This is a genomic window from Pseudomonas paracarnis, assembly GCF_904063055.1.
In the GTDB taxonomy this organism is placed as follows: domain Bacteria; phylum Pseudomonadota; class Gammaproteobacteria; order Pseudomonadales; family Pseudomonadaceae; genus Aquipseudomonas; species Aquipseudomonas paracarnis.
In genome coordinates this window covers 310,763-331,815 of the sequence record NZ_CAJFCN010000006.1, presented here as the reverse complement: position 1 = coordinate 331,815, position 21,053 = coordinate 310,763, and the positions used below count along the sequence as shown (strand labels likewise).

The window sequence follows — 21,053 nt, the reverse complement described above, 5'->3', positions numbered from 1 at the left end:
GGAATCCTTGCGGACGCCGCCCTTTTTTGTGCAAGAGCATTATGCAAAGCAGCAGCCATCTGTTTCCTGTCGCCCTGATCAGCGCTGAACGTCGGGGCGACCTGAGTGAAGACGTCTACCGACTCAAACCCGGTAACAGCCCGGACGGCACCGTCGAGCTGGCGGTTACCCGTTTGGGCCTGGCCGATGTCCCGGAAAACCGGGGCACGCCGATTATTTTGTTGCATGGCAGTTTTTCCAATCGACGTTTCTGGTATTCGCCAAAAGGAATTGGCCTGGGGGCTTACCTCGCACGTCGCGGATTTGATGTGTGGATCCCGGAAATGCGCGGCCATGGTTTGTCCAAGCGCAATCACGACTACGCCAGTAACCGCGTCGCCGATTATGCGCGCTACGATTTGCCGGCCGTGGGGGCGTTTGTGTGTGAGCAAAGCGGGCAGATTCCGCACTGGATCGGGCATTCCCTCGGTGCCACCACCCTGGCTGCGGCCTTGGGTGGGCAGCACTTGGATGCATCAGCGGTGGCGTCGGTGGCGTTGTTCGGCTGCCAGGTCAGTCGCACCCACTGGCCGTTGAAAATTCCACCGGTGGAGTGGGGCGCTCGCTTTATCCTCAAGCGCCTTGCCCATCTGTCGGGCCCGCGCTTCAAGCGTGGGCCCGAGGACGAGCCGGCCGGCGTGATGATCGAAGCGATGCGTTGGAACGGCCTGTTCGGCCGGTTTGGCGATGCCGAGCATGACTGGTGGAAAGGCTTGGCGCAGGTCGATGTGCCGCTGTTGGCGGTGAGCGCAGCGGGCGACCGGCAAGACCCGGACTGGGCCTGCCGCAAGCTCTTCGAGCAAGTGGGCAGCGAGCATCGCCAGTACCTGTGCCTGGGACGTCAGCAAGGTTTCAGCGAGGATTTCGGCCATGTGCAGATGCTGGTCAGTAAAGCGGCCCAGGCCCAAGTGTGGCCTTTGGTCGAGCGCTGGTTGAACGACCCGCTGACACCCTTATTCGGTACGCAATCCGAAGTGTCCGCAGCGGTTTGACGAAACGCTCTACCAAGGGCGTTTCACTCTTGAATGGTTGCGGCTAAGATATGACGCGCCACGCGGTTCTGGTCATATTCAGTCGCGCAACGTGTATTGCGTTACGCTGAACCGGGTTTGATCATGGCCGCCGCCAACGCCCAGGCACTTAAAGAATGCCTGTCGCGGGGCGTTTTCTTGATGTACACCGTGGATGTTCGACCTCTTCTTTGATGACAGGAGTTTCTCGATGAACCATTACGTGACCCCCGACCTGTGTGACGCCTACCCGGAGCTGGTGCAGGTAGTGGAGCCGATGTTCAGCAACTTCGGTGGCCGAGACTCCTTTGGTGGCGAGATTGTCACCCTCAAATGCTTCGAGGATAACTCCCTGGTCAAGGCGCAGGCTGACCTGCCGGGCGTTGGCAAAGTGCTGGTGGTCGACGGTGGTGGTTCCCTGCGCTGCGCGTTGCTGGGTGACATGATTGCCGAGAAAGCCGCGAAAAATGGTTGGGAAGGGCTGGTGATCTACGGGTGCATCCGTGACGTCGACGTCATCGCTCAGACCGACCTGGGTGTGCAGGCCCTGGCCTCTCATCCGAAAAAAACCGACAAGCGCGGCCTTGGCGACCTGAACGTGCCGGTGACATTCGCAGGCGTGACGTTCCGCCCCGGTGAGTACATTTATGCCGATAACAACGGGGTGATCGTGTCACCCAGCCCGCTGAAAATGCCTGAATAAACTGCCGCAACCGATCGGGGTGAGGATGTTCGAAGAAGAAAACGCGCAATGGGGGCTGGTGCATGCCCTGGTGCTGGACGGTAAAGGCGGTGCGCGTTCGATTGCCCGGACTGAGCTCGACGATTTGCAGTTGCAGCCCCAGGAAAGCCTGTGGCTGCACTGGGATCGCAGCCATCCTCAAACCCAGACCTGGCTGCGCAAATCCAGCGGCCTGAGCGAGTTTGCCTGTGACCTGCTGCTGGAGGAAAACACCCGTCCACGGCTGTTGCCGCTGCCGGACGCCGAATTGCTGCTGTTTCTGCGCGGGATCAATCTCAACCCAGGCGCGGAGCCGGAAGACATGGTGTCGGTGCGCATTTTCGCCGCCGCCAACCGAGTGATTTCCCTGCGTTTGCGCCCCTTGCGCGCTACCGATGAGTTGCTGGTGCAACTGGCAGACGGCAAAGGCCCCAAGACGGCGTCTGAACTCATCCTTTATATGGCTCAGTACCTGACCAACAAAGTGCAGGATCTGGTCGCCGGCTTGTCTGAAATCGTCGATTCCGAGGAAGAAAAACTCGATGCCGACGAACGGTATACTCCGGAGCACGGCAGCGTTTTGCAGATCCGTCGAAGAGCCGCCGGACTCAAGCGCTTCCTGGCCCCCCAGCGGGATATTTTCGCCCAGCTGACACGAATCAAATTGGCGTGGTTCTGCGACGACGATGCGGACTATTGGAACGAACTGCACAACAGCCTGACCCGTTACCTGGAAGAGCTGGAATTGGCCAGAGAGCGCGTGGGGCTTGTGCTGGAGGCTGAAGACCGGCGCTTGAGCCTGCGCATGAACCGCACCATGTACCGCTTCGGGATCATCACCGGGATCTTCTTGCCGATGAGTTTTCTTACCGGTTTGCTCGGTATCAATGTGGGCGGCATTCCGTTCTCTGCCAGCCCTTATGGATTCATGATCGCGTGCCTGTTGATGGTGTCTGTGGCACTGGGGCAATGGTGGTTATTTCGACGATTGCGCTGGGTTTGACCTGAATATGACCTGAACGTAAGAAAGGGCCGATGTGACCCGATGAATTTTACCCTCGTCTTTTAAATCACTTGCGAGAGGTCTCTATGCACGATCCGTTCGAACAGTCTTTGCGTGACATGCTCAATGCTTCGCCATCCAACCGTGATGACGATGCCTGCCTGGGCCGCGTACTGAAAACCGCCAACCGTCAGGTAGGGGCGGGTGACCTGTTCGGTCTGCTCGGGCGTTGGTTGCCGGCGTTGATGATGGCCCTGAACAACGGTTCGGCCCATGTGTCACCGGTTTCCCGTCGTAAACCTCTTGCTAGCACTGCTGATAAGGCTGATTGAATATGGAACTTGATCTCTGGACCCAGAGCCTGGTCACCGCGATGACCGCATTGTGGACCAAGGTGGCGAATTTCATTCCCAACCTGTTTGGTGCCCTGGTCCTGGTATTGCTGGGTTTTGTCGTGGCCAAGCTGCTCGATACCCTGCTGTCCAAATTGCTCGCCAAACTGGGGCTCGATCGCCTGATGGCTGGCACTGGCCTGACCAAATTGCTCGGCCGCGCGGGGTTGCAAGTACCGATTTCGACTCTGATCGGCAAGATCGTCTATTGGTTCGTTCTACTTATTTTTCTGGTTTCTGCAGCGCAGTCCCTTGGACTTGAGCGAGTTTCAGCTACGCTCGACATGCTGGCACTGTATTTGCCGAAAGTTTTCGGCGGCGCGCTGGTGCTGCTGGTGGGGGTTCTACTCGCGCAACTGGCCAACGGGCTGGTGCGCGGGGCCGCCGAAGGCGTGGGGTTGGACTACGCAGCGGGCCTGGGACGAATTGCCCAGGGGCTGGTGATCATCATCAGTATTTCCGTCGCGATCAGCCAGCTGGAGGTCAAAACTGACCTGCTCAACCACGTGATTGTGATTGTTTTGATTACCGTTGGTCTGGCAGTTGCGCTGGCCATGGGGTTGGGAAGCCGGGAAATTGCCGGTCAGATTCTTGCGGGAATCTATGTGCGTGAGCTGTATCAAGTTGGGCAACAGGTGCGTGTGGGCGAGGTCGAAGGGCAAATCGAGGAGATCGGCACAGTCAAGACGACCGTGCTGACCGATGACGGGGAACTGGTGTCGCTGTCCAACCGGATTCTCCTGGAGCAGCAGGTCAGTAGCCGCTAATCCGGCAAATCCTGCTAATGTACGCCGCCGCAAACCCGGGTGACCGGGTTGCAGCGGACATTGACCTGACTGTCGGCACGACTTGTTTTGAATAAAGCCCAAACGCTGTCCACGCGCTATGACCCCCGTGAGCTCTCTGATGAGGAGTTGGTCGCGCGCTCGCACACGGAGCTGTTTCACGTAACACGCGCGTACGAAGAATTGATGCGCAGGTATCAACGCACTCTGTTCAACGTTTGTTCAAGGTATTTGGGGAACGATAGAGACGCGGATGATGTCTGTCAGGAAGTGATGCTCAAGGTGCTATACGGCCTGAAGAACTTCGAGGGCAAATCGAAGTTCAAGACCTGGCTGTACAGCATCACGTACAACGAGTGCATCACGCAGTATCGGAAGGAACGGCGAAAGCGTCGCTTGATGGACGCTTTGAGTCTGGACCCCCTTGAGGAGGCGTCTGAAGAGAAGGCGCCGGCACCCGAGGAAAAGGGCGGACTTGATCGCTGGTTGGTGCATGTGAACCCGATTGACCGCGAAATTCTGGTGCTTCGATTTGTCGCAGAGCTGGAATTTCAGGAAATCGCTGACATCATGCATATGGGTTTGAGTGCTACAAAAATGCGGTACAAGCGTGCTCTTGATAAATTACGTGAGAAATTTGCGGGCGAGACTGAAACTTAGTGCGTAGCAAATATCTCTTACGTGTAGGCAAGTTCTGTTAGACTTGTCGCCGAGTTGTCCCCCGGTTTGTGGGACTGCTTTACAATCACCAGATGGGGATTTAACGGATGAAACTGAAAAACACCTTGGGCTTGGCCATTGGTTCTCTTATTGCCGCTACTTCTTTCGGCGTTCTGGCACAAGGCCAAGGCGCAGTTGAAGGCGAGCTGTTCTACAAGAAGCAGTACAACGATAGCGTTAAGCACATCGAAGACGGCTTCAACCCAGGCGCTCGCATTGGTTACTTCCTGACCGACGATCTGTCGTTGAATCTGTCGTACGACAAGACCAACCACACCCGTTCGAACGACGGCACTGGCAACCAGAAGATCAAAGGTGACACTGGCAGCCTCGTTGCTCAGTACCACTTCGGTCAGGCTGGCGTTGATAGCCTGCGTCCATACGTTGAAGGCGGTTTCGGCCACCAGAGCCGTACCAACGTTCAGGCTGACGGCCACAGCGGTCGCGACCAGACCACTTTCGCTACCATCGGTACCGGCGTGAAGTACTACTTCACCAACAACCTGTACGCTCGTGCTGGTGTTGAAGCTGACTACGGTCTGGACAACGGCAAGTGGGACTACTCCGCACTGGTTGGCCTGGGCGTGAACTTCGGCGGTAACGCTGGCGCAGCTGCTCCAGCTCCTACCCCAGCACCAGCTCCAGAGCCAGTTCCAGAGCCAGAAGCTCCGGTTGCTCAGGTTGTTCGTGTTGAGCTGGACGTTAAGTTCGACTTCGACAAGGCCGTTGTTAAGCCTAACAGCTACGGCGACGTTAAAAACCTGGCCGACTTCATGGCTCAGTACCCAGCTACCAACGTAGAAGTTGCTGGTCACACTGACTCCGTAGGTCCAGACGCTTACAACCAGAAGCTGTCCCAGCGTCGTGCTGACGCTGTTAAGCAAGTCCTGGTTAAAGACGGCGTTGCTCCTAGCCGTGTAACTGCTGTTGGTTACGGCGAATCCCGCCCAGTTGCTGACAACGCAACTGAAGCTGGTCGCGCTGTTAACCGTCGCGTAGAAGCGTCGGTTGAAGCTACCGCTCAGTAATTACTGAGTAGTAAAGAAAAGCCCGGCTCAGGCCGGGCTTTTTTTCGCCTGCGATTTGCCTCAGGCGCTTGCCGCAGCGGCGATGCTAGCCATCTGTGCGGCGCCGGCAACCTGGCCAATCACCAGGATGGCCGGGCTCTTCAGCGCAAAGGTTTTTGCCGCTTCATGCATGGCCGCCAGGGAGCTGCGGCATTCGCGTTGCTGGGGCAATGAAGCGTTTTCGATCATTGCCACCGGCATATCCGCAGCCATGCCGCCGTTGAGCAGCTGTTCGCGGATTTCTTCCAGCTTCGCCACACCCATATACACCACCAGCGTGGTTCCACCCTCCGCCAGCGCACGCCAGTTCAAGCTACTGTCATCCTGGGTATGCGCGGTGACCAAGGTCACTCCACGGCTCACCCCGCGCAAGGTCAACGGGATATCGCACTGGGTTGCTCCGGCCAGCCCTGAGGTGATGCCATTGACCAATTCCACCTCGACACCACGCTCGCGCAGCCAGGTTGCCTCCTCGCCACCGCGGCCAAAAATACACGGGTCACCGCCTTTAAGGCGTACTACGCACTTGCCCTGGCGTGCATAACGCAACATCAGGCGGTGAATGAAATCCTGCGGGGTAGAACGACATCCCCCGCGCTTGCCGACGGTAATCACCCGAGCGCTGGTGCAGTGTTCCAGTACTGCCGGGTTGACCAGATCATCAATCAGCACGACGTCCGCTGCCTGCAGGGCCCGGACCGCTTTCAGGGTCAGCAACTCCGGGTCACCCGGACCTGCGCCTACCAGCCACACTTTTGCGCTCATGTTGTTCCCCTTACACACTGATGGCGATTGGCTGCGGGTTGCTGGCCAAAAGACGTTTGATTTCCGGCACGCAGGAGCCGCATTGGGTGCCGCAGCCCAAGGCCTGTTTGAGGCCATCCAGGTCCAGGCCGCTGCCGATACCGGCACACACGGCGTTTTCGCTGACGTTCTTGCAGTTGCACACAATCTTGTTGCTGGCCGTGGTACCGCCCGGTGGCGCGCTCAAGGGCGCCAGCAACCAGCGCCGCAGTTGCTCGTCGGCCCGGCCTTCCAGCCACAGGCTTTGCAGCCAGTGACGGGCCAGGGTTTCGCCGGCCAGGCGCAGGGCGGTGATGCGGCCTTTCTCGATCTTCACGCGCTTGCCGATTGAGCGGCGCGGGTCGTCATAGGCCATTACCGGGCCGTCGTTGAGGCCCAGCAGGTGGTCGATACGGGTCAAGAGTTGCAGGTCGGGCGCCTCGGTATGCGCGGCGCGCACCAGCAGCGCGGGGCTTTCACGGCCAGCCAGGCTCAGGCTGACGTAGGCAAAGGTTTCACACAGTGGGCGCAAGGCTTCGAAGTGTTGCTGTACATCGCCTTCGATCAGCGCAAACAGCTGCCACGGCAGTTGCACGGCTTCCAGGCGCACGCCGCTGTGCTTGAGCTCCGGCTGCTTGGACAAAGGGTCGAACGCCGGTTGAGTGAGGGTATTGACGCCGCCCTTGAGAAAGCGGTCGCCCCAGTGCATGGGCAGGAACGCTTGGCCGGGACGCACACTGTCATCGCTGCCGACGGCGACGATCACGCTGCCGCGACGGCTTTTCAGGCTGACCAGGTCACCCTCTTTGAAGCGGTGGCGGCGTAGCTCATCCGGATGCAGGCTCAACAATGCTTCACTGACATGCCCGAACAACTGCGCTGCCGTGCCGGTGCGGCTCATCCCATGCCATTGATCACGCAGGCGACCGGTGATCAGGGTCAGGGGAAATCGCGCATCGCGCTGTTCCTTGGCGGCGCGATAAGGCTCGGCGACAAACTGCGCCCGCCCAGTGTCAGTGGGGAAAATGCCGTCGGTGTACAAGCGCGACGTACCCGCTTGCGCACCCTCGGGAAACGGCCATTGCTGCGGGCCGAGCTGGTCGAGCAGGGCGTGGCTGATGCCGGACATATCCAGGTCACGGCCTTGAGTCAGTGGCTTGAATTCATCAAACAGCTGCGCCGCGTGCTCAAAGGCGAACAGGCTCGGCAACCCCGGCCGTAGACGGCGCTCCAGGCGTTGTGCGAAATCCACGGTGATCGCCCAATCCGCGCGTGCTTCACCCGGTGGGTTGATGGCGCGGCGCACGTGGGAAATACGTCGCTCGGAGTTGGTCACCGTGCCGTCTTTTTCACCCCAACTGGCGGCGGGCAGTAGCAGGTCGGCATAGGCGGCGGTTTCGGTGGTACGAAAGGCTTCCTGCAACACCACGAACGGGCACGCTGCCAAAGCGGCGCGCACCGCGTTCTGGTCGGGCAGCGATTGGGCCGGGTTGGTACAGGCGATCCACAACGCCTTGATCTTCCCCGCCTGCACCTGTTCAAACAGTTCGATGGCGGTAAGGCCGGTGGTCGCGGGCAGTTGTTCCACGCCCCAATAGGCCGCCACTTCAGCGCGGTGTTCAGGGTTGGCCGCTTCGCGGTGGCCCGGCAGCAAATTGGACAGGCTGCCGGTTTCGCGCCCACCCATGGCGTTCGGTTGGCCGGTCAGGGAAAACGGCCCGCAGCCCGGCCGGCCAATGGTCCCCGTGGCTAAATGCAGGTTGATCAGTGCACTGTTTTTGGCGCTGCCAGCGGTGGATTGGTTAAGCCCCATGCACCACAGCGACAGAAAGCTGCTGGAGGTGCCCACCCACTGCGCGCACAGGCGCAACTGTTCGACGCTGATGCCGCACAGCTGCGTGACCATCTGCGGCGTGTAGTCATGCACCAGGCGCTTGAGTTCGGCCAAGCCGTCGGTGTGGGCCTGGATAAACGCGCGGTCGACCCAGTCTTCCCACAGCAACAGATGCAAAATCCCGTGGAACAACGCCACATCCGTGCCCGGCAAGATCGCTAGGTGCAGGTCGGCCAAGTCGCAGGTGTCGGTACGCCGAGGGTCAATCACCAGCACTTTCATCTGCGGGCGTTGCGCCTTGGCTTGCTCCAGGCGCCGGAACAATACCGGATGGGCGTAGGCCATATTGCTGCCGACGATCATCACGCAGTCGCTGTTTTCCAGGTCTTCATAGCTGCACGGCGGCGCATCGGCGCCCAGGCTGCGCTTGTAGCCGACCACTGCCGAAGACATGCACAGCCGGGAGTTACTGTCGATATTATTAGTGCCCACCAACGCCCGCGCCAACTTGTTGAAGCTGTAGTAGTCCTCGGTCAACAGTTGCCCGGAGATATAGAACGCCACGCTGTCGGGCCCGTGTTCGGCAATCGTCTCGGCAAACACGTTGGCCGCGTGTTCCAGGGCGGTGTCCCAGTCGGTGCGAGTGCGTGCCAGTGCTTTGCCCAAGCGTAATTGCGGGTACAGGGCGCGGGCGCTCACGTCGCCGGTCAAATGCAGGCTGGCACCTTTGCTGCACAACTTGCCGAAGTTGGCCGGATGGCTGGGGTCGCCTTGCACCCCCAGGATCTGTTCGCCGTCATGCTCGATCAGCACGCCGCAGCCCACCCCGCAATAACAGCAGGTGGACGCGGTGGTCTGGCGGTTCATCAACCCGCGTCCCGCAGGGCCAGCATCACCCGGCCGTTTTCGACCCGGGCCTGATGATGGTGGGCGCAGCCGATATCCGGGGCCTGGGCTTGGCCAGTCGCCAGGTCAATCTGCCAGTTGTGCAGCGGGCAGGCCACGCGCTTGCCGTAGATCAAGCCTTGGGACAGCGGCCCGCCCTTGTGCGGGCAGCGGTCGTCGAGGGCAAAGACTTCATCGTCACTGGTGCGAAAAATCGCGATGTCACCTTTGGGCCCGCTGATGATGCGCGAGCCCAGGGCGTTGATTTCATCGAGGGCGCAGATATCCAGCCAGTTCATAGCGAGACCTCCAGTTGTTTGACGGGGATCACGTCGAATTCCTTTTTCAGCAGCGGCTGCTCCAGGCGTTCCTTCCACGGGTCCTGCTCGAATGACAACGAGAACTGCAAACGCTCATTGAGGGCTTGGCGGCGCGCCGGGTCTTCCAATACGGCCTTCTTGATATGCTCCATGCCCACTCGCTGCAGGTAGTGCACGGTGCGCTCCAGGTAGAAGGCTTCTTCGCGGTACAACTGCAGGAACGCGCCGTTGTATTCACGCACTTCCTCGGCGGTTTTCACCTTGACGAAGAACTCCGCGACTTCGGTCTTGATCCCGCCGTTGCCGCCGATGTACATCTCCCAGCCCGAGTCGACACCGATAATGCCTACGTCCTTGATGCCCGCTTCCGAGCAATTGCGTGGGCAACCGGACACCGCCAACTTGACCTTGTGGGGCGACCACATGTTGAACAGGTCATGCTCCAGCTCGATGCCCAGTTGTGTGGAGTTCTGCGTACCAAACCGGCAGAACTCGCTGCCCACACAGGTTTTGACGGTACGGATGGATTTGCCATAGGCATGCCCGGACGGCATATCCAGGTCCTTCCATACCCCAGGCAAGTCCTGCTTCTTGATACCGAGCAAGTCGATACGCTGGCCGCCGGTGACCTTGACCATCGGCACGTTGTACTTGTCGGCCACATCGGCGATGCGGCGCAGCTCCGAAGGGTTGGTCACGCCGCCCCACATCCGTGGCACCACAGAATAGGTGCCGTCTTTTTGAATATTGGCGTGGGCCCGTTCGTTGATCAGCCGCGATTGCGGGTCGTCCTTGGCTTCGCCGGGCCAGGTGGAGATCAGGTAATAGTTGAGCGCCGGGCGGCAGGTGGCGCAGCCATTGGGGGTGCGCCAGTTCAGGTAACGCATGGTGCTGTCGATGGTCAGCAGGTGCTGCTCGCGGATGGCCTGGCGGATCTGCCCGTGGTTGAGGTCGCTGCAGCCACAGATGGCTTTTTCACTTTTGGGTTTGACGTCGGCGGCGCCGCCCACGGTGTTGATCAGGATCTGCTCGACCAGCCCGGCACAGGAGCCGCAGGAACTGGCGGCCTTGGTGTGTTTTTTCACCTCATCGACACTGAACAGCCCTTGTTCCTGGATCGCCTTGACGATGGTGCCCTTACACACGCCGTTGCAGCCGCAGACTTCGGCGCTGTCGGCCATGTTCATGGCTTTGTCCTGGCCTTGGTGGCCGACATCGCCGAGTGCATTTTCACCGAACATCAGATGATCGCGGATTTCACCGATGGCGTGGTTCTCACGGATCTGGCGGAAATACCAGCCGCCATCGGCGGTATCGCCGTACAGGCAGGCGCCGACCAGGATGTCGTCCTTGATCACCAGCTTCTTGTACACGCCGCCAATCGGGTCGGAGAGCGTGATGGTTTCGGTGCCTTCGCCGCCCATGAAGTCGCCGGCGGAGAACAGGTCGATGCCGGTGACTTTCAGCTTGGTGGAGGTCACCGAGCCCTTGTAAGTGGCAAAGCCCAATTGGGCCAGGTGGTTGGCGCAGACCTTGGCCTGTTCGAACAAGGGTGCCACCAGGCCATAGGCGATGCCGCGATGGCTGGCGCATTCACCGATCGCATAGATACGCGGGTCGTAGGTTTGCATCGTGTCGTTGACCAGGATCCCACGGTTGCAAGGGATGCCGGACTTTTCCGCGAGTTCGGTATTGGGGCGGATGCCGGCAGCCATCACCACCAGGTCGGCCGGGATGATGTCGCCATTTTTGAACTGCACCGAGCCGACGCGGCCATTGCCGGCATCGTGCAGGGCCTGGGTCTGCTCGCACAGGCGAAACACCAGGCCGCGACTTTCCAGTTCGGTTTGCAGTAGCTGGCCGCTGGTCTTGTCCAGTTGCCGCTCCAGCAGCCATTCACCGATGTGCACCACCGTCACGTGCATGCCGCGCAGCATCAAGCCGTTGGCCGCTTCCAGGCCGAGCAGGCCGCCGCCGATCACCACCGCATGCTTGTGGGTCTTGGCGGTGTCGATCATCGCCTGTGTATCGGCAATGTCACGGTAGCCAATCACACCCTGCAACGTGTTGCCGGGAATCGGCAGGATAAACGGCGTGGACCCGGTGGCGATCAGCAGGCGGTCATATTCGGCCTCGGTGCCGTCTTCGGCGATGACTTTGCGCTTGACCCGGTCGATCTGCACCACTTTGCGGTTGAGCAGCAGTTTGACGTTATTGTTCAGGTACCAATCCAGGTCGTTGAGCACGATCTCTTCGAAGGTTTGCTCACCGGCCAGTACCGGCGACAGCAGGATGCGGTTGTAGTTGGTGTGAGGCTCGGCGCCGAACACGGTGATGTCGTATAGCTCGTTGCTCAGCTTGAGCAGTTCTTCCAGGGTGCGAACCCCGGCCATACCGTTGCCGATCATCACCAGTTTGAGTTTTTTCATGTCGTTCTCCGCAATGGCTCGACAAATCGTGCGCAAACAAAAAAGGCATCCCCGCTAGTCAGCTAGCGAGGACGCCTTTGTCCTGGTCCCGTTCTCTCGGGAAGCTCGGCCCTTCGTCGTTGAAGGAGCGGCTATATGTGGGGTGTTGGCAAAAGCTAATGCAGCAGCTGTGCCAAGTCCCTATAGCCCCAGTTTTACTGGGCGTTAACACAGAGAGTCGGTGGATTCTGCCCGTTAGTGGTGCATCAACCAGTACAACAGCACCAGATTGAGCAAAAGCGAGGCCATCGCCAGGGTCTGCCAGACTTTCAAGGGGTCGCGTTCGAGCAAAGGCCGTGGGCGTAGGCTCAATTCGCGGCGGTCGGCCTGCTCCAGCACCAACAGCCATTCTTCGGCGGTTTCATAGCGTTGGCCCGGGACAGCGAACAGCGCTCGTTCCAGACTGTATGGCAACCACTCCGGCAAGTCGGGGCGATAACGGCTGGCGCTGACGGGCTGGGAAAACCTGGGCCGTTGGAAGGCCTCGATTTCACCGTAGGGGTAATGCCCGGTCAGCAGGTAATACAAGGTCACGCCGACGCTATACAAATCCTGTTGTACCGTAGGCTGCTCGCCAGCGAACGCCTCGGGTGCGATAAAACTTGGGGTACCAGGCAGCAGGTGCGCACGGTCCTCGGAGAGCCCGGGGCAATAGGCCAGGCCGAAGTCCAGCACTCGCAGTTCGCCATCTTCTCCCAGCAGCAGGTTTTCCGGCTTGATGTCGCGGTGCAGGATCTGCCGGCGATGCAGCAGGCCCACGGCGCGCAGCAAGCGTTCTGCAATCGACTGCCATTGTGCCAACGGAAGAGGGCCCTGTTGTAGGAACAGTTGGGCCAGGGTTTGCCCGGCGTATTCGCGCATCACGTAGTACAAATGCTGACGGCCACTGGCGGCATGCACTTCGGGAAAGGCACGGCCGGCGACCCGGCGCAGAAACCATTCCTCCGATAACAAGGCCTGGGCCGCATCGGTATCGTCGCAACGCAACGGCAAGGTCTTGAGCAGCCAGGGGTGCCCCTGGGCGTCGTGCACGCGGTACAGCAACGACTGCCGACTCTGCGCCAGCACGCTTTGCACCTGCCAGCCTTCAAAGATTTGTCCGACTTTCAGCGGTGGCGGCAGTGGCCATTGCTGCAACTGCACCAGGGCGTCGCCGAGGGTGGCCGCGCCGAGTTGATCGATGCGCACCAGCAAGGCGCTGGCATTGTCTTGGCTACCCGCCAGGTGGGCGGCGCTGACCAGAGTGTTGACGGCCAGGTCGAGGTCGCTTTGCTCGCGCAGGATCGCGCCGATGCTGTGATCGCCCAGCGTGGCCCACACCCCGTCGCTGAGCAGCAGGAAACACTCGCCCTCGCGCAATGGACCATCGAGGAAGTCCAGCACCAGGTGCTGATCCAGGCCGAGGGCGCGCTTGAGCACATGCTGCATCCCCGGTTGTTCCCACACATGGTCTTCGCTGATGCGTTGCAACTCGCCGTCAAGCCAACGATACGCCCGGCAATCACCGACATGGGCCAGGGTGAAGCGTTGGCCGCGAAACACCAGGGCGCTGAGGGTGGTGAGCAACGGTTGGCCGCCGCCGTTGGCTTGCAACCAGCGATTCTGCGCGACCAACAGACGTTCGAGCGACTGGGCCACGCCCCAAGTCTGCGGCGTGGCGTAGTAGTCCACGGCCAGCGCCTGCAAGGTCGAGCGTGCGGCCAGGCCGCCGTCGGCGCACTGGCTGACGCCGTCGGCCAGCGCGCACAGGTAGCCTTTGCTCGCGGCCAGTTCCGCCATGGGCGTGACCACCCGCAGCGCATCCTGGTTCTCGCTACGCGGGCCGATGGCACTGGCCTGGGCGATGCTCAGTTGTAAGCTCATCAGACGCGTGCGGCGGTCACGGCGGCCGAACCCCAGGTGGTTCTCCAGCGCCGTTTCACCCCATGCAGGCCGAACCAGGCCAACACACCGAGGCTGGCGAACAACCACAGGGCCAGTTGATAGCTGCCAGTACTCTGCTTGATGGCGCCCATGCCTGCCGCGAGGGCGAAGCCGCCGATGCCGCCGGCCATGCCGATCAGGCCGGTCATGACGCCGATCTCACTGCGAAAACGCTGTGGCACCAGTTGGAATACCGCCCCATTGCCAGCGCCCAGGCCGAGCATGGTGCAGACGAAAAGTGCCAGCGCCGCGTAGGAACTGGGCAGGTTGAACCCCACTGCCGCAATGCAGATCACCGCCACGCTGTACATGCCGAGCAGAGTCTTGATCCCGCCGAACCGGTCTGCCAGGGCGCCACCCAATGGGCGCATCAGGCTGCCGCCGAACACACAGGCGGCGGTGTAATAGCCGGCGGTCACCGGGCTCAGGCCGTACTGGTCGTTGAAGTAGCCGGGCAGGGCGCTGGCCAGGCCGATAAACCCGCCGAAGGTCACGCTGTAGAAGAACATGAACCACCAACTGTCGCGGTCGCCCAAGGCCTTGAAGTAGTCGGCCATGGCTTTGGCTTTCGGCCGTTCAGGCGCATTGCGCGCAAGCCAGGCGAATACGATCAGGGTCAGCACCAGTGGGATCAGCGCAAAGCCGAATACATTGCTCCAACCAAAGGCGGCCGCCAGCACGGGCGCCAGCAACGCCGCAAACACAGTGCCGGAGTTACCGGCGCCGGCGATGCCCATGGCCTTGCCCTGGTGCTCCGCCGGATACCACTGTGATGCCAAGGGCAGGGCGACGGCGAAGGACGCACCGGCCATGCCCAGGAACATGCCCAGCAGCAGCGCTTGTTCGTAGCTGTGGATCCCCAGTTTCCAGGCGCAGAACAGCGCCACGATCACAATCACCTGGCCAATCAGCCCGGCGGTCTTGGGCGACAGCTTGTCGGCCAGCATTCCCATCAAAAAGCGCAGCACCGCGCCCGCCAGGATCGGGGTGGCCACCACCAGGCCGCGCTGTTGGGTGGTCAGGTGCAAGTCAGCGGCAATCTGCACCGCCAGGGGGCCCAGCAGGTACCAGACCATGAAGCTCAGGTCGAAATACAGGAACGCGGCAAACAGGGTCGGGGTGTGCCCGGATTTCCAGAAGCTTGATTTCATCACGCACCTCAACGGTTGGGGGTCTAGAAACGAAAAAACGCCGCCACCGGGTTCGCAAGGGCAAACCGGGTGGGCGACGTCTTTGTCGTGAGGGGGCAACCGCCGTTGGCTACCTGTGGTGAATGCTTAGCAAATCCTGCGCCAACCCGAATTATTCACACCTGTCGCTTGGACCTCTGGCGCTTTGCGTCATCAGCGGCGCATGGCGGGACGCGGAGCGTCCCTGGCGGCGTTCCCACGCAGGAGCGTGGGAACCATCAAGCTGAGCCAGATCAGCCGAGCAACTCGCTCATGGCAATAATCTGCTCCGCCACCTGGATCAGTTTCTGTTGACGGCTCATGGCCTGGCGGCGCATCAGGGTGTAGGCCTCTTCCTCGTTACAGCTTTTCATTTTCATCAGCAGGCCCTTGGCCAACTCGATGCGCTTGCGTTCGGCCAGTTGCTGGTCGCGGGCATGCAGCTGGGCGCGCAGGGCCTGGTCACTCTCGAAGCGCGCCATGGCCACATCGAGGATCGGTTGCAGGCGCTGGGCCTGGATGCCTTCGACGATATAGGCACTGACGCCGGACTTGATGGCCTGGCGCATCACATTCGGGTCGTGCTCGTCGGTGAACATCACGATGGGCCGGGGCTGATCGCGGCTGACCAGCACCACTTGCTCCATCACATCGCGCCCGGGTGACTCGGTATCGATCAGGATCACATCAGGACGCACTGTTTCGACGCGTGCGGGCAGGTCGATGGTCAAGCCGGACTCATCGATCACCTCGAAGCCGGCCTCGGTCAATGCGGCCTTGAGGCGCCCTACCTTGCGCGGGGTGTCGTTGATCAACAGGATTCGCAGCATCGTCCGGCTCCTGTCAGCGCAGCGCTTGGCGATTGGCGTCATCGGCCAAGGCGTGAAGGTGGAAGCTGCGGGCATAGCCGGCGGGATCGCTGCCGTCCCAGGTCTTGCCGTCGAGCAACTGGCTGCGGCGCATGTCCGAGTTGCCCGGGGTAATGCCCAGCGTCTCGGCCGCCTGGCGGTACAGCGCCAGTTGCTGCACCTGCCGGGCGACGCCCAGGTAGTCCGGGTCTTCACGCAGCAAGCCCCAGCGCCGAAACTGGGTCATGAACCACATGCCATCGCTGAGGTAGGGCAGGTTCACCTCGCCGTCGGCGAAAAAGCGCAGTGCATGGGGATCTTGCCACTGGTTGCCCAGGCCATCGTCATAGTCCCCCAGCAAGCGTGGTTCGATGCAAGCCACAGGCGCATCGAGGTATTCAGGGGCACTGAGCAACTGGGCGGTAGAGCGGCGGTTTTCACGGCTCTGCTCGATAAACCGGCTGGCCTCCAGGATCGCCATGACCAGCACGCGTGCGGTATTGGGGTAGGCGTCAACGAAGGCTTGGGTGCAGCCCAGGACTTTTTCCGGGTGGTCCGGCCAGATCGCCTGGCTGGTCGCCAGGGTAAAGCCCTGGTTCTGTTGCACTGCGCTGGCGCACCAAGGTTCACCCACGCAAAGGCCGTCGATGCGGCCGGCTTGCAGGTGCGCCACCATTTGTGGCGGCGGCACTACTACGCTGTTCACATCCTGCAAGGGATGAATGCCTTGGCTCGCCAGCCAGTAATACAACCACATGGCGTGGGTGCCGGTGGGAAACGTCTGGGCGAAGGTGAGTTTTGTCCGGCTTTGGTGCACATGGCGCTTCAACGCCTCAGGAGTGATCATCCCTTGCTGTTGCAGGCCATGGGACAGGTTGATGCCCTGGCCATTCTGGTTCAGCCCCATCAGCACCGCCATGGGGCTGGGGGCGACGCCGCCGATGCCCAGGTGTACGGCATAGATCAGCCCGTAGAGACTGTGGGCGGCGTCCAATTCACCGCTGACCAGCTTGTCGCGCAGGTTGGCCCAGGACGCCTGGCGCTTGAGGTTGAGTGTGAGGCCGTAGGGTTGGGCGAAGCCCTGGGTGGCGGCGACCACCAGCGAGGCGCAATCGGTCAGGGCCATGAACCCCAGGTCCAGGCTGCTCTTTTCTGGGGCATCGCTGCCGTTTACCCAAGCCAGCGGATCGTTCATCAATACCTGCCTTTTTCTAAAAAAAAGCGCCGTTTCCCTGGTTGGCGTATAGGCCATTGCAGGGGAACGACGCCTTTGTCCGTAGGCCCGTGCCGCCTTTGGTGCGAGCCTGATACAGAGTGCAAAGCAAGGCACATGCCATGGGTGGGGCGGTTGCAACAGGCCGTCAGCTTTCGATCATGATTGAACCTCGTGCGCCTCGCAGTATGGCCGCTTCTTCAGGCCAGACCGCCAGGCATACCCACGGTGCACGCTGATTACCTCGCAACCCTCAATTGCCGCTGGCTGTACAGCGCGCTGCTGTGCGCCGTGCTGGTACTGGGCAGTGCCACGGCCCGTGGCGAGGAGTTGCCGCTCTACGGCGCCGAAGACGAGAGAAGCTCGGCGGTGGTGCTGCGGCATATTTCCGTCAATAGGCTGCGCGGCATCATGCGGCGTGCGGGGCTGGATGAGCCGCGCTACCCCCTGCGTGAAAACGGCGCGCGTACGTTCTATGTAACCGGGCCTTCCCGTTATGTCGACCAGGTATTGCGCCTCGCTCAACTGATGGACCGCCCCCCACGCAAGGTGCCAGAGCATGCGTCGTTATTCGGCGTGGTGAAAGTGATCAACGTCCTCGTGGACGATCACCTGCAGGGCGCAGGTGCCAACAGGGTCCTTGTACCGGGCATGGCTTCAATGATCAAAGCTCGGTTATCCCAGGCGCAGAAGGACCAACTGGCCGATGGCCGCCTTGTGTTAATGGCTTATCCGGATACCAACAGTCTGTTGATCAAGGGTTCACCTGCCCAAGTGAAGGTTATCGAAAAACGGGTGGCCGAGTTGGATGTCGCCCAGCCGCTGGATGAAGCCTCGCCGGGGCCGGCGCAGGCTGTCGGTGGAGACGTGCAACTGGTCGGCGCACCTCAGTTGACCGCCGCGCAATATGAGTACGTGCGACGTGCGTTCCTGCGAGCGGACCCTGAGTCTTCCCCCTGAAAAAGGCGTTTGTCCATGCACCTGGAAATATTGCTGCAGGAGCAACTGATCAGCCGCAAGCGTTTGGCCGCATTCGCACCGGGGAAGGTGCTGCCCTTGGACCCAGGCGTCACCCGCTGTGTGGAGGTGCGGGTCAATGGGCAACTGATGGCAGTGGGAGAGTTGGTGCAGTTGGAGGATCGGCTAGGGGTTGAATTGCAGGAAACCTTTCAGGAGTGGCTGCCGCAATAAGGGTGCGAGCGAATTATCTGACCGGCTTCGGCCCAAAAAAGGCAAATGAATGGGTTTTTTCCTAACGCAGGTACGGGGCGCGGTTTTTATAGTCATGCCAATGGCAGATGAATTGGTTCACACAGTATGGATTTGAATGTCAGTAGTCGACTACAGAGGTGCGTATGGCCGTCGTAATGGATGAAACGACGACGTCCCTGGTCTTCGCTCGTTGGACCTTGCATGGCGATGGCCGGTTGACGGGTGTGGAGGCGGATATTCAGTTGGCTCCCAAGGAGGGGCATGTGCTGCGGTTGCTGCTGGCTTCCGGCGGCGCGCTGATGACCAAGGACCGCTTGCTGGAACTGGCCTGGCCTCGGGGGGAAGTGGCCGATGAGTCACTCACGCGGTGTATCTATTCCCTGCGCAAGCACTTGAGGGCCGACAAAGGCTTTATCAAGACGATTTATGGCAAGGGCTATCGCTTTACCTGCCCGGTGCGCACAGGTGATCAACCCAGGGCAGTGGCACACGTGTGCGCCGTCTGTGGTCAGGCCAGCAATGTCCAGAGTTAAGGCATGGGGCAAAGGCCTGGTGCTCGGGGTATTGATGGGCAGCAGCCAGGCCTGGGCCTTTTGCTGGGAAGAGGCGGCCAGCCGCCACGACCTTGAGCCGGAGTTGCTGCAAGCTATCGCCTCGGTCGAATCGGGTTACCGGGCGCAAGCGATGAACTACACCAACCGCAATGGCACGCGGGATATCGGCTTGATGCAAATCAACAGCATCCATTTGCCGCGCTTGCTCAAGCAGGGCATTACCGAAGAACGGCTGTTGAGCGAGCCCTGCCTGTCGGTAGAAGTAGGCGCCTCGATTCTTGCCGAGTTCATCCAGCGTTTTGGCTATAACTGGACGGCGGTGGGGGCTTACAACGTGGGGCCGGGGCCCGGGCCACAGCGTGAGGCATTACGCCTGCGCTACGCCGAAAGGATCTGGGTGCGTTATGAGGCGTTGACGGCGCAACGTCAATGAGATCAGGTGGCACGCCTCGCATGCAGGCCGCCACCCCGGCTATAATCAGCGTCACCTTTTGCCGCCATCCGAGTCTAGCCCGCCCATGTATACCCTGGCCCGCCAGCTGTTGTTCAAACTCTCCCCGGAAACCTCCCACGATCTGTCCCTGGACCTGATCGGTGCCGGTGGCCGTCTGGGGCTCAATGGCCTGGTATGCAAGGCACCGGCGAAAGTGCCGGTGTCGGTGATGGGGCTCGACTTCCCCAACCCGGTCGGTCTGGCTGCCGGCCTGGACAAGAACGGCGCGGCCATCGACGGGTTTGCGCAACTGGGGTTCGGCTTTGTCGAAATCGGCACCGTGACCCCACGGCCGCAACCGGGCAACCCCAAGCCTCGCATCTTCCGGCTGCCGGAAGCGGAGGCGATCATCAATCGTATGGGCTTCAACAACCTCGGCGTCGACCATCTGCTGTCGCGGGTTCAGGCGGCAAAGTACACCGGCATTCTGGGTATCAACATTGGCAAGAACTTTGACACGCCCGTGGAACGTGCGGTGGATGACTACCTGATATGCCTGGACAAGGTCTACGCCCACGCCAGCTATGTCACCGTCAACGTCAGCTCGCCCAACACCCCGGGGCTGCGCAGCCTGCAATTTGGCGATTCCCTCAAGCAACTGCTCGAAGCCTTGCGCCAGCGCCAGGAAGACCTGGCCGTGCGGCATGGCAAGCGTGTGCCGCTGGCCATCAAGATCGCGCCGGACATGAGCGATGAAGAAACCGTCCTGGTGGCCCAGGCCCTGGTGGATTCTGGGATGGACGCGGTGATTGCGACCAACACCACCCTCAGCCGCGTGGGCGTCGAAGGCCTGGCCCATGGTGACGAGGCCGGCGGCCTGTCGGGCGCGCCGGTGCGGGACAAGAGCACCCATATCGTCAAGGTGCTGGCGGCCGAGTTGGCTGGGCGTTTGCCGATCATCGCGGTGGGCGGTATCACCGAAGGCAAACACGCGGCTGAGAAGATCGCGGCCGGCGCCAGCCTGGTGCAGTTGTACTCCGGCTTCATCTACAAAGGCCCGGCATTGATTCGCCAGTCGGTGGATGCCATCGCTGCCTTGCGCTGATCAGGCAATAAAAAGGGCTCCATAAAGGAGCCCCTGGGCCGAAGCCCGCCGCCCGGATGGGGCGCGCGTGGTTAAGTCGCTACAAATTCAAAGATGTGTGTGTCGCAATTAAATCCCCTGATTAGCCGACGGCGTGAAGTTCGTTGAGTCTGTGGATGCCCGCAGTGCCAGTCATACCGTCCCAGTTGTCGCCGCGTCCTTCTCGCCAGCCGTTGATCCAGGCTTGGCGTACCGACGGTAGAGTAAATGGGCAAAGCTCACGGGATTTTCCATGAACGCCATATTGATATCCGCGTAAAAATGCTCTTTCCAACGGATCACGCTTAAGTCTTCTCATAGGGTGTTTCCCTCACTTGTTGACTGTCTAGATATCCTTCGGCCTTGTCCAAGGCCGGGCAGAGTTTTTCTGCCGTTGGTGGGCTCGCTGCCGGCGTGGCGAGCCAATGTGTTGGCACCGTTACGGCGCCAACCTGTGTTGAGTTCTAACCAATAGGTCACATGTATTCAATGATCGTTTTGTCATAAGCACGTAACGATAACGATGCTATAGCCATAAGCTGGGCTGGTTA

At 60.6% G+C, this 21,053-nt stretch carries 21 protein-coding genes; 12 read left to right on the top strand and 9 right to left on the bottom strand.

All coding sequences use genetic code 11. The features are described 5' to 3' along the window. The first annotated feature begins 41 nt into the window (after nucleotides 1-41). The 7 genes from JMV15_RS15640 (at nucleotide 42) to JMV15_RS15610 (ending at nucleotide 5,698) form a co-directional block, all read left to right on the top strand. Complete coding sequence (locus tag JMV15_RS15640) at nucleotides 42-1,031, top strand: alpha/beta fold hydrolase (RefSeq protein WP_019820545.1); 990 nt, start codon at nucleotides 42-44, stop codon at nucleotides 1,029-1,031. Nucleotides 1,032-1,260: 229 nt separating this feature from the next. Continuing rightward, nucleotides 1,261-1,752: a ribonuclease E activity regulator RraA gene (rraA, locus tag JMV15_RS15635; RefSeq protein WP_019820544.1), complete on the top strand. Its 492-nt coding sequence runs from the start codon at nucleotides 1,261-1,263 to the stop codon at nucleotides 1,750-1,752. Nucleotides 1,753-1,777: 25 nt separating this feature from the next. Next, nucleotides 1,778-2,773 carry a zinc transporter ZntB gene (locus tag JMV15_RS15630; protein ID WP_014719487.1) on the top strand — a complete coding sequence of 332 codons (996 nt, stop codon included), beginning with the start codon at nucleotides 1,778-1,780 and terminating at the stop codon, nucleotides 2,771-2,773. Nucleotides 2,774-2,859: 86 nt separating this feature from the next. Then, a complete protein-coding gene (locus JMV15_RS15625) occupies nucleotides 2,860-3,105 on the top strand; it encodes a hypothetical protein (protein ID WP_014719486.1) in 246 nt (81 codons plus the stop codon). Nucleotides 3,106-3,107: 2 nt separating this feature from the next. Then, nucleotides 3,108-3,932: a mechanosensitive ion channel family protein gene (locus JMV15_RS15620; protein WP_003193288.1), complete on the top strand. Its 825-nt coding sequence runs from the start codon at nucleotides 3,108-3,110 to the stop codon at nucleotides 3,930-3,932. A gap of 87 nt (nucleotides 3,933-4,019) precedes the next feature. After that, nucleotides 4,020-4,610 (top strand): RNA polymerase sigma factor SigX, encoded by a 591-nt coding sequence (sigX, locus tag JMV15_RS15615; protein WP_003193286.1) that lies wholly within the window; start codon nucleotides 4,020-4,022, stop codon nucleotides 4,608-4,610. Between the two features lie 107 nt (nucleotides 4,611-4,717). Beyond that, nucleotides 4,718-5,698, top strand: a complete 981-nt coding sequence (locus JMV15_RS15610) for an OmpA family protein (protein WP_019820540.1) — start codon at nucleotides 4,718-4,720, stop codon at nucleotides 5,696-5,698. Between the two features lie 60 nt (nucleotides 5,699-5,758). Here the strand turns inward: JMV15_RS15610 and cobA are convergent, their stop codons facing one another. The 8 genes from cobA to JMV15_RS15570 all read right to left on the bottom strand — a co-directional run bounded on the left by cobA (nucleotide 5,759) and on the right by JMV15_RS15570 (nucleotide 17,162). Further along, nucleotides 5,759-6,502, bottom strand: a complete 744-nt coding sequence (gene cobA / locus JMV15_RS15605; RefSeq protein ID WP_019820539.1) for a uroporphyrinogen-III C-methyltransferase — start codon at nucleotides 6,500-6,502, stop codon at nucleotides 5,759-5,761. Between the two features lie 10 nt (nucleotides 6,503-6,512). Beyond that, on the bottom strand, nucleotides 6,513-9,221 hold the full coding sequence (locus JMV15_RS15600) for a nitrate reductase (RefSeq protein ID WP_201491732.1): 2,709 nt from the start codon (nucleotides 9,219-9,221) through the stop codon (nucleotides 6,513-6,515). Continuing rightward, nucleotides 9,221-9,538, bottom strand: a complete 318-nt coding sequence (gene nirD, locus JMV15_RS15595) for a nitrite reductase small subunit NirD (RefSeq protein ID WP_014719483.1) — start codon at nucleotides 9,536-9,538, stop codon at nucleotides 9,221-9,223. Before nirD ends, JMV15_RS15600 begins: the two co-directional genes overlap by 1 nt. Beyond that, nucleotides 9,535-11,988, bottom strand: a complete 2,454-nt coding sequence (gene nirB / locus JMV15_RS15590; RefSeq protein WP_038451125.1) for a nitrite reductase large subunit NirB — start codon at nucleotides 11,986-11,988, stop codon at nucleotides 9,535-9,537. The genes nirD and nirB overlap by 4 nt, the downstream gene beginning before the upstream one ends. Nucleotides 11,989-12,222: 234 nt before the next feature. Beyond that, on the bottom strand, nucleotides 12,223-13,890 hold the full coding sequence (locus tag JMV15_RS15585; protein WP_201491730.1) for a bifunctional protein-serine/threonine kinase/phosphatase: 1,668 nt from the start codon (nucleotides 13,888-13,890) through the stop codon (nucleotides 12,223-12,225). Beyond that, on the bottom strand, nucleotides 13,890-15,101 hold the full coding sequence (locus JMV15_RS15580; protein WP_014719480.1) for a nitrate/nitrite transporter: 1,212 nt from the start codon (nucleotides 15,099-15,101) through the stop codon (nucleotides 13,890-13,892). Before JMV15_RS15580 ends, JMV15_RS15585 begins: the two co-directional genes overlap by 1 nt. A 272-nt stretch (nucleotides 15,102-15,373) precedes the next feature. Next, nucleotides 15,374-15,949 carry an ANTAR domain-containing response regulator gene (locus JMV15_RS15575; RefSeq protein WP_003193274.1) on the bottom strand — a complete coding sequence of 192 codons (576 nt, stop codon included), beginning with the start codon at nucleotides 15,947-15,949 and terminating at the stop codon, nucleotides 15,374-15,376. Nucleotides 15,950-15,962: 13 nt separating this feature from the next. Further along, complete coding sequence (locus tag JMV15_RS15570) at nucleotides 15,963-17,162, bottom strand: CmpA/NrtA family ABC transporter substrate-binding protein (RefSeq protein WP_014719479.1); 1,200 nt, start codon at nucleotides 17,160-17,162, stop codon at nucleotides 15,963-15,965. Nucleotides 17,163-17,408: 246 nt separating this feature from the next. Between JMV15_RS15570 and JMV15_RS15565 the strand changes: the two genes are divergently transcribed. The 5 genes from JMV15_RS15565 (at nucleotide 17,409) to JMV15_RS15545 (ending at nucleotide 20,484) form a co-directional block, all read left to right on the top strand. Then, nucleotides 17,409-18,140 carry a secretin N-terminal domain-containing protein gene (locus JMV15_RS15565; RefSeq protein WP_014719478.1) on the top strand — a complete coding sequence of 244 codons (732 nt, stop codon included), beginning with the start codon at nucleotides 17,409-17,411 and terminating at the stop codon, nucleotides 18,138-18,140. Nucleotides 18,141-18,155: 15 nt separating this feature from the next. Then, nucleotides 18,156-18,371, top strand: a complete 216-nt coding sequence (locus JMV15_RS15560; protein ID WP_014719477.1) for a FliM/FliN family flagellar motor switch protein — start codon at nucleotides 18,156-18,158, stop codon at nucleotides 18,369-18,371. 164 nt (nucleotides 18,372-18,535) lie between these two features. Then, entirely contained in the window at nucleotides 18,536-18,925 is a 390-nt protein-coding gene (locus tag JMV15_RS15555) for a winged helix-turn-helix domain-containing protein (protein WP_014719476.1), read from the top strand. After that, nucleotides 18,912-19,379 (top strand): transglycosylase SLT domain-containing protein, encoded by a 468-nt coding sequence (locus JMV15_RS15550; RefSeq protein ID WP_014719475.1) that lies wholly within the window; start codon nucleotides 18,912-18,914, stop codon nucleotides 19,377-19,379. The genes JMV15_RS15555 and JMV15_RS15550 overlap by 14 nt, the downstream gene beginning before the upstream one ends. 85 nt (nucleotides 19,380-19,464) lie before the next feature. Further along, nucleotides 19,465-20,484: a quinone-dependent dihydroorotate dehydrogenase gene (locus tag JMV15_RS15545; protein ID WP_014719474.1), complete on the top strand. Its 1,020-nt coding sequence runs from the start codon at nucleotides 19,465-19,467 to the stop codon at nucleotides 20,482-20,484. A 121-nt stretch (nucleotides 20,485-20,605) separates the two neighbouring features. Here the strand turns inward: JMV15_RS15545 and rmf are convergent, their stop codons facing one another. Then, a complete protein-coding gene (gene rmf, locus JMV15_RS15540; protein WP_002553055.1) occupies nucleotides 20,606-20,821 on the bottom strand; it encodes a ribosome modulation factor in 216 nt (71 codons plus the stop codon). Nucleotides 20,822-21,053: the final 232 nt, after the last annotated feature.

Bases quoted from the DNA above. Each gene is read 5' to 3' on its own strand.
- cobA (WP_019820539.1), bottom strand. From the start codon at position 6,502: ATGAGCGCAAAAGTGTGGCTGGTAGGCGCAGGTCCGGGTGACCCGGAG.
- JMV15_RS15545 (WP_014719474.1), top strand. From the start codon at position 19,465: ATGTATACCCTGGCCCGCCAGCTGTTGTTCAAACTCTCCCCGGAAACC.
- JMV15_RS15610 (WP_019820540.1), top strand. From the start codon at position 4,718: ATGAAACTGAAAAACACCTTGGGCTTGGCCATTGGTTCTCTTATTGCC.
- JMV15_RS15585 (WP_201491730.1), bottom strand. From the start codon at position 13,890: ATGAGCTTACAACTGAGCATCGCCCAGGCCAGTGCCATCGGCCCGCGT.
- JMV15_RS15580 (WP_014719480.1), bottom strand. From the start codon at position 15,101: ATGAAATCAAGCTTCTGGAAATCCGGGCACACCCCGACCCTGTTTGCC.
- JMV15_RS15630 (WP_014719487.1), top strand. From the start codon at position 1,778: ATGTTCGAAGAAGAAAACGCGCAATGGGGGCTGGTGCATGCCCTGGTG.
- rraA (WP_019820544.1), top strand. From the start codon at position 1,261: ATGAACCATTACGTGACCCCCGACCTGTGTGACGCCTACCCGGAGCTG.
- JMV15_RS15600 (WP_201491732.1), bottom strand. From the start codon at position 9,221: ATGAACCGCCAGACCACCGCGTCCACCTGCTGTTATTGCGGGGTGGGC.
- nirD (WP_014719483.1), bottom strand. From the start codon at position 9,538: ATGAACTGGCTGGATATCTGCGCCCTCGATGAAATCAACGCCCTGGGC.
- JMV15_RS15555 (WP_014719476.1), top strand. From the start codon at position 18,536: ATGGCCGTCGTAATGGATGAAACGACGACGTCCCTGGTCTTCGCTCGT.
- JMV15_RS15640 (WP_019820545.1), top strand. From the start codon at position 42: ATGCAAAGCAGCAGCCATCTGTTTCCTGTCGCCCTGATCAGCGCTGAA.
- JMV15_RS15570 (WP_014719479.1), bottom strand. From the start codon at position 17,162: ATGAACGATCCGCTGGCTTGGGTAAACGGCAGCGATGCCCCAGAAAAG.
- JMV15_RS15625 (WP_014719486.1), top strand. From the start codon at position 2,860: ATGCACGATCCGTTCGAACAGTCTTTGCGTGACATGCTCAATGCTTCG.
- nirB (WP_038451125.1), bottom strand. From the start codon at position 11,988: ATGAAAAAACTCAAACTGGTGATGATCGGCAACGGTATGGCCGGGGTT.
- rmf (WP_002553055.1), bottom strand. From the start codon at position 20,821: ATGAGAAGACTTAAGCGTGATCCGTTGGAAAGAGCATTTTTACGCGGA.
- JMV15_RS15575 (WP_003193274.1), bottom strand. From the start codon at position 15,949: ATGCTGCGAATCCTGTTGATCAACGACACCCCGCGCAAGGTAGGGCGC.
- JMV15_RS15620 (WP_003193288.1), top strand. From the start codon at position 3,108: ATGGAACTTGATCTCTGGACCCAGAGCCTGGTCACCGCGATGACCGCA.
- JMV15_RS15560 (WP_014719477.1), top strand. From the start codon at position 18,156: ATGCACCTGGAAATATTGCTGCAGGAGCAACTGATCAGCCGCAAGCGT.
- JMV15_RS15550 (WP_014719475.1), top strand. From the start codon at position 18,912: ATGTCCAGAGTTAAGGCATGGGGCAAAGGCCTGGTGCTCGGGGTATTG.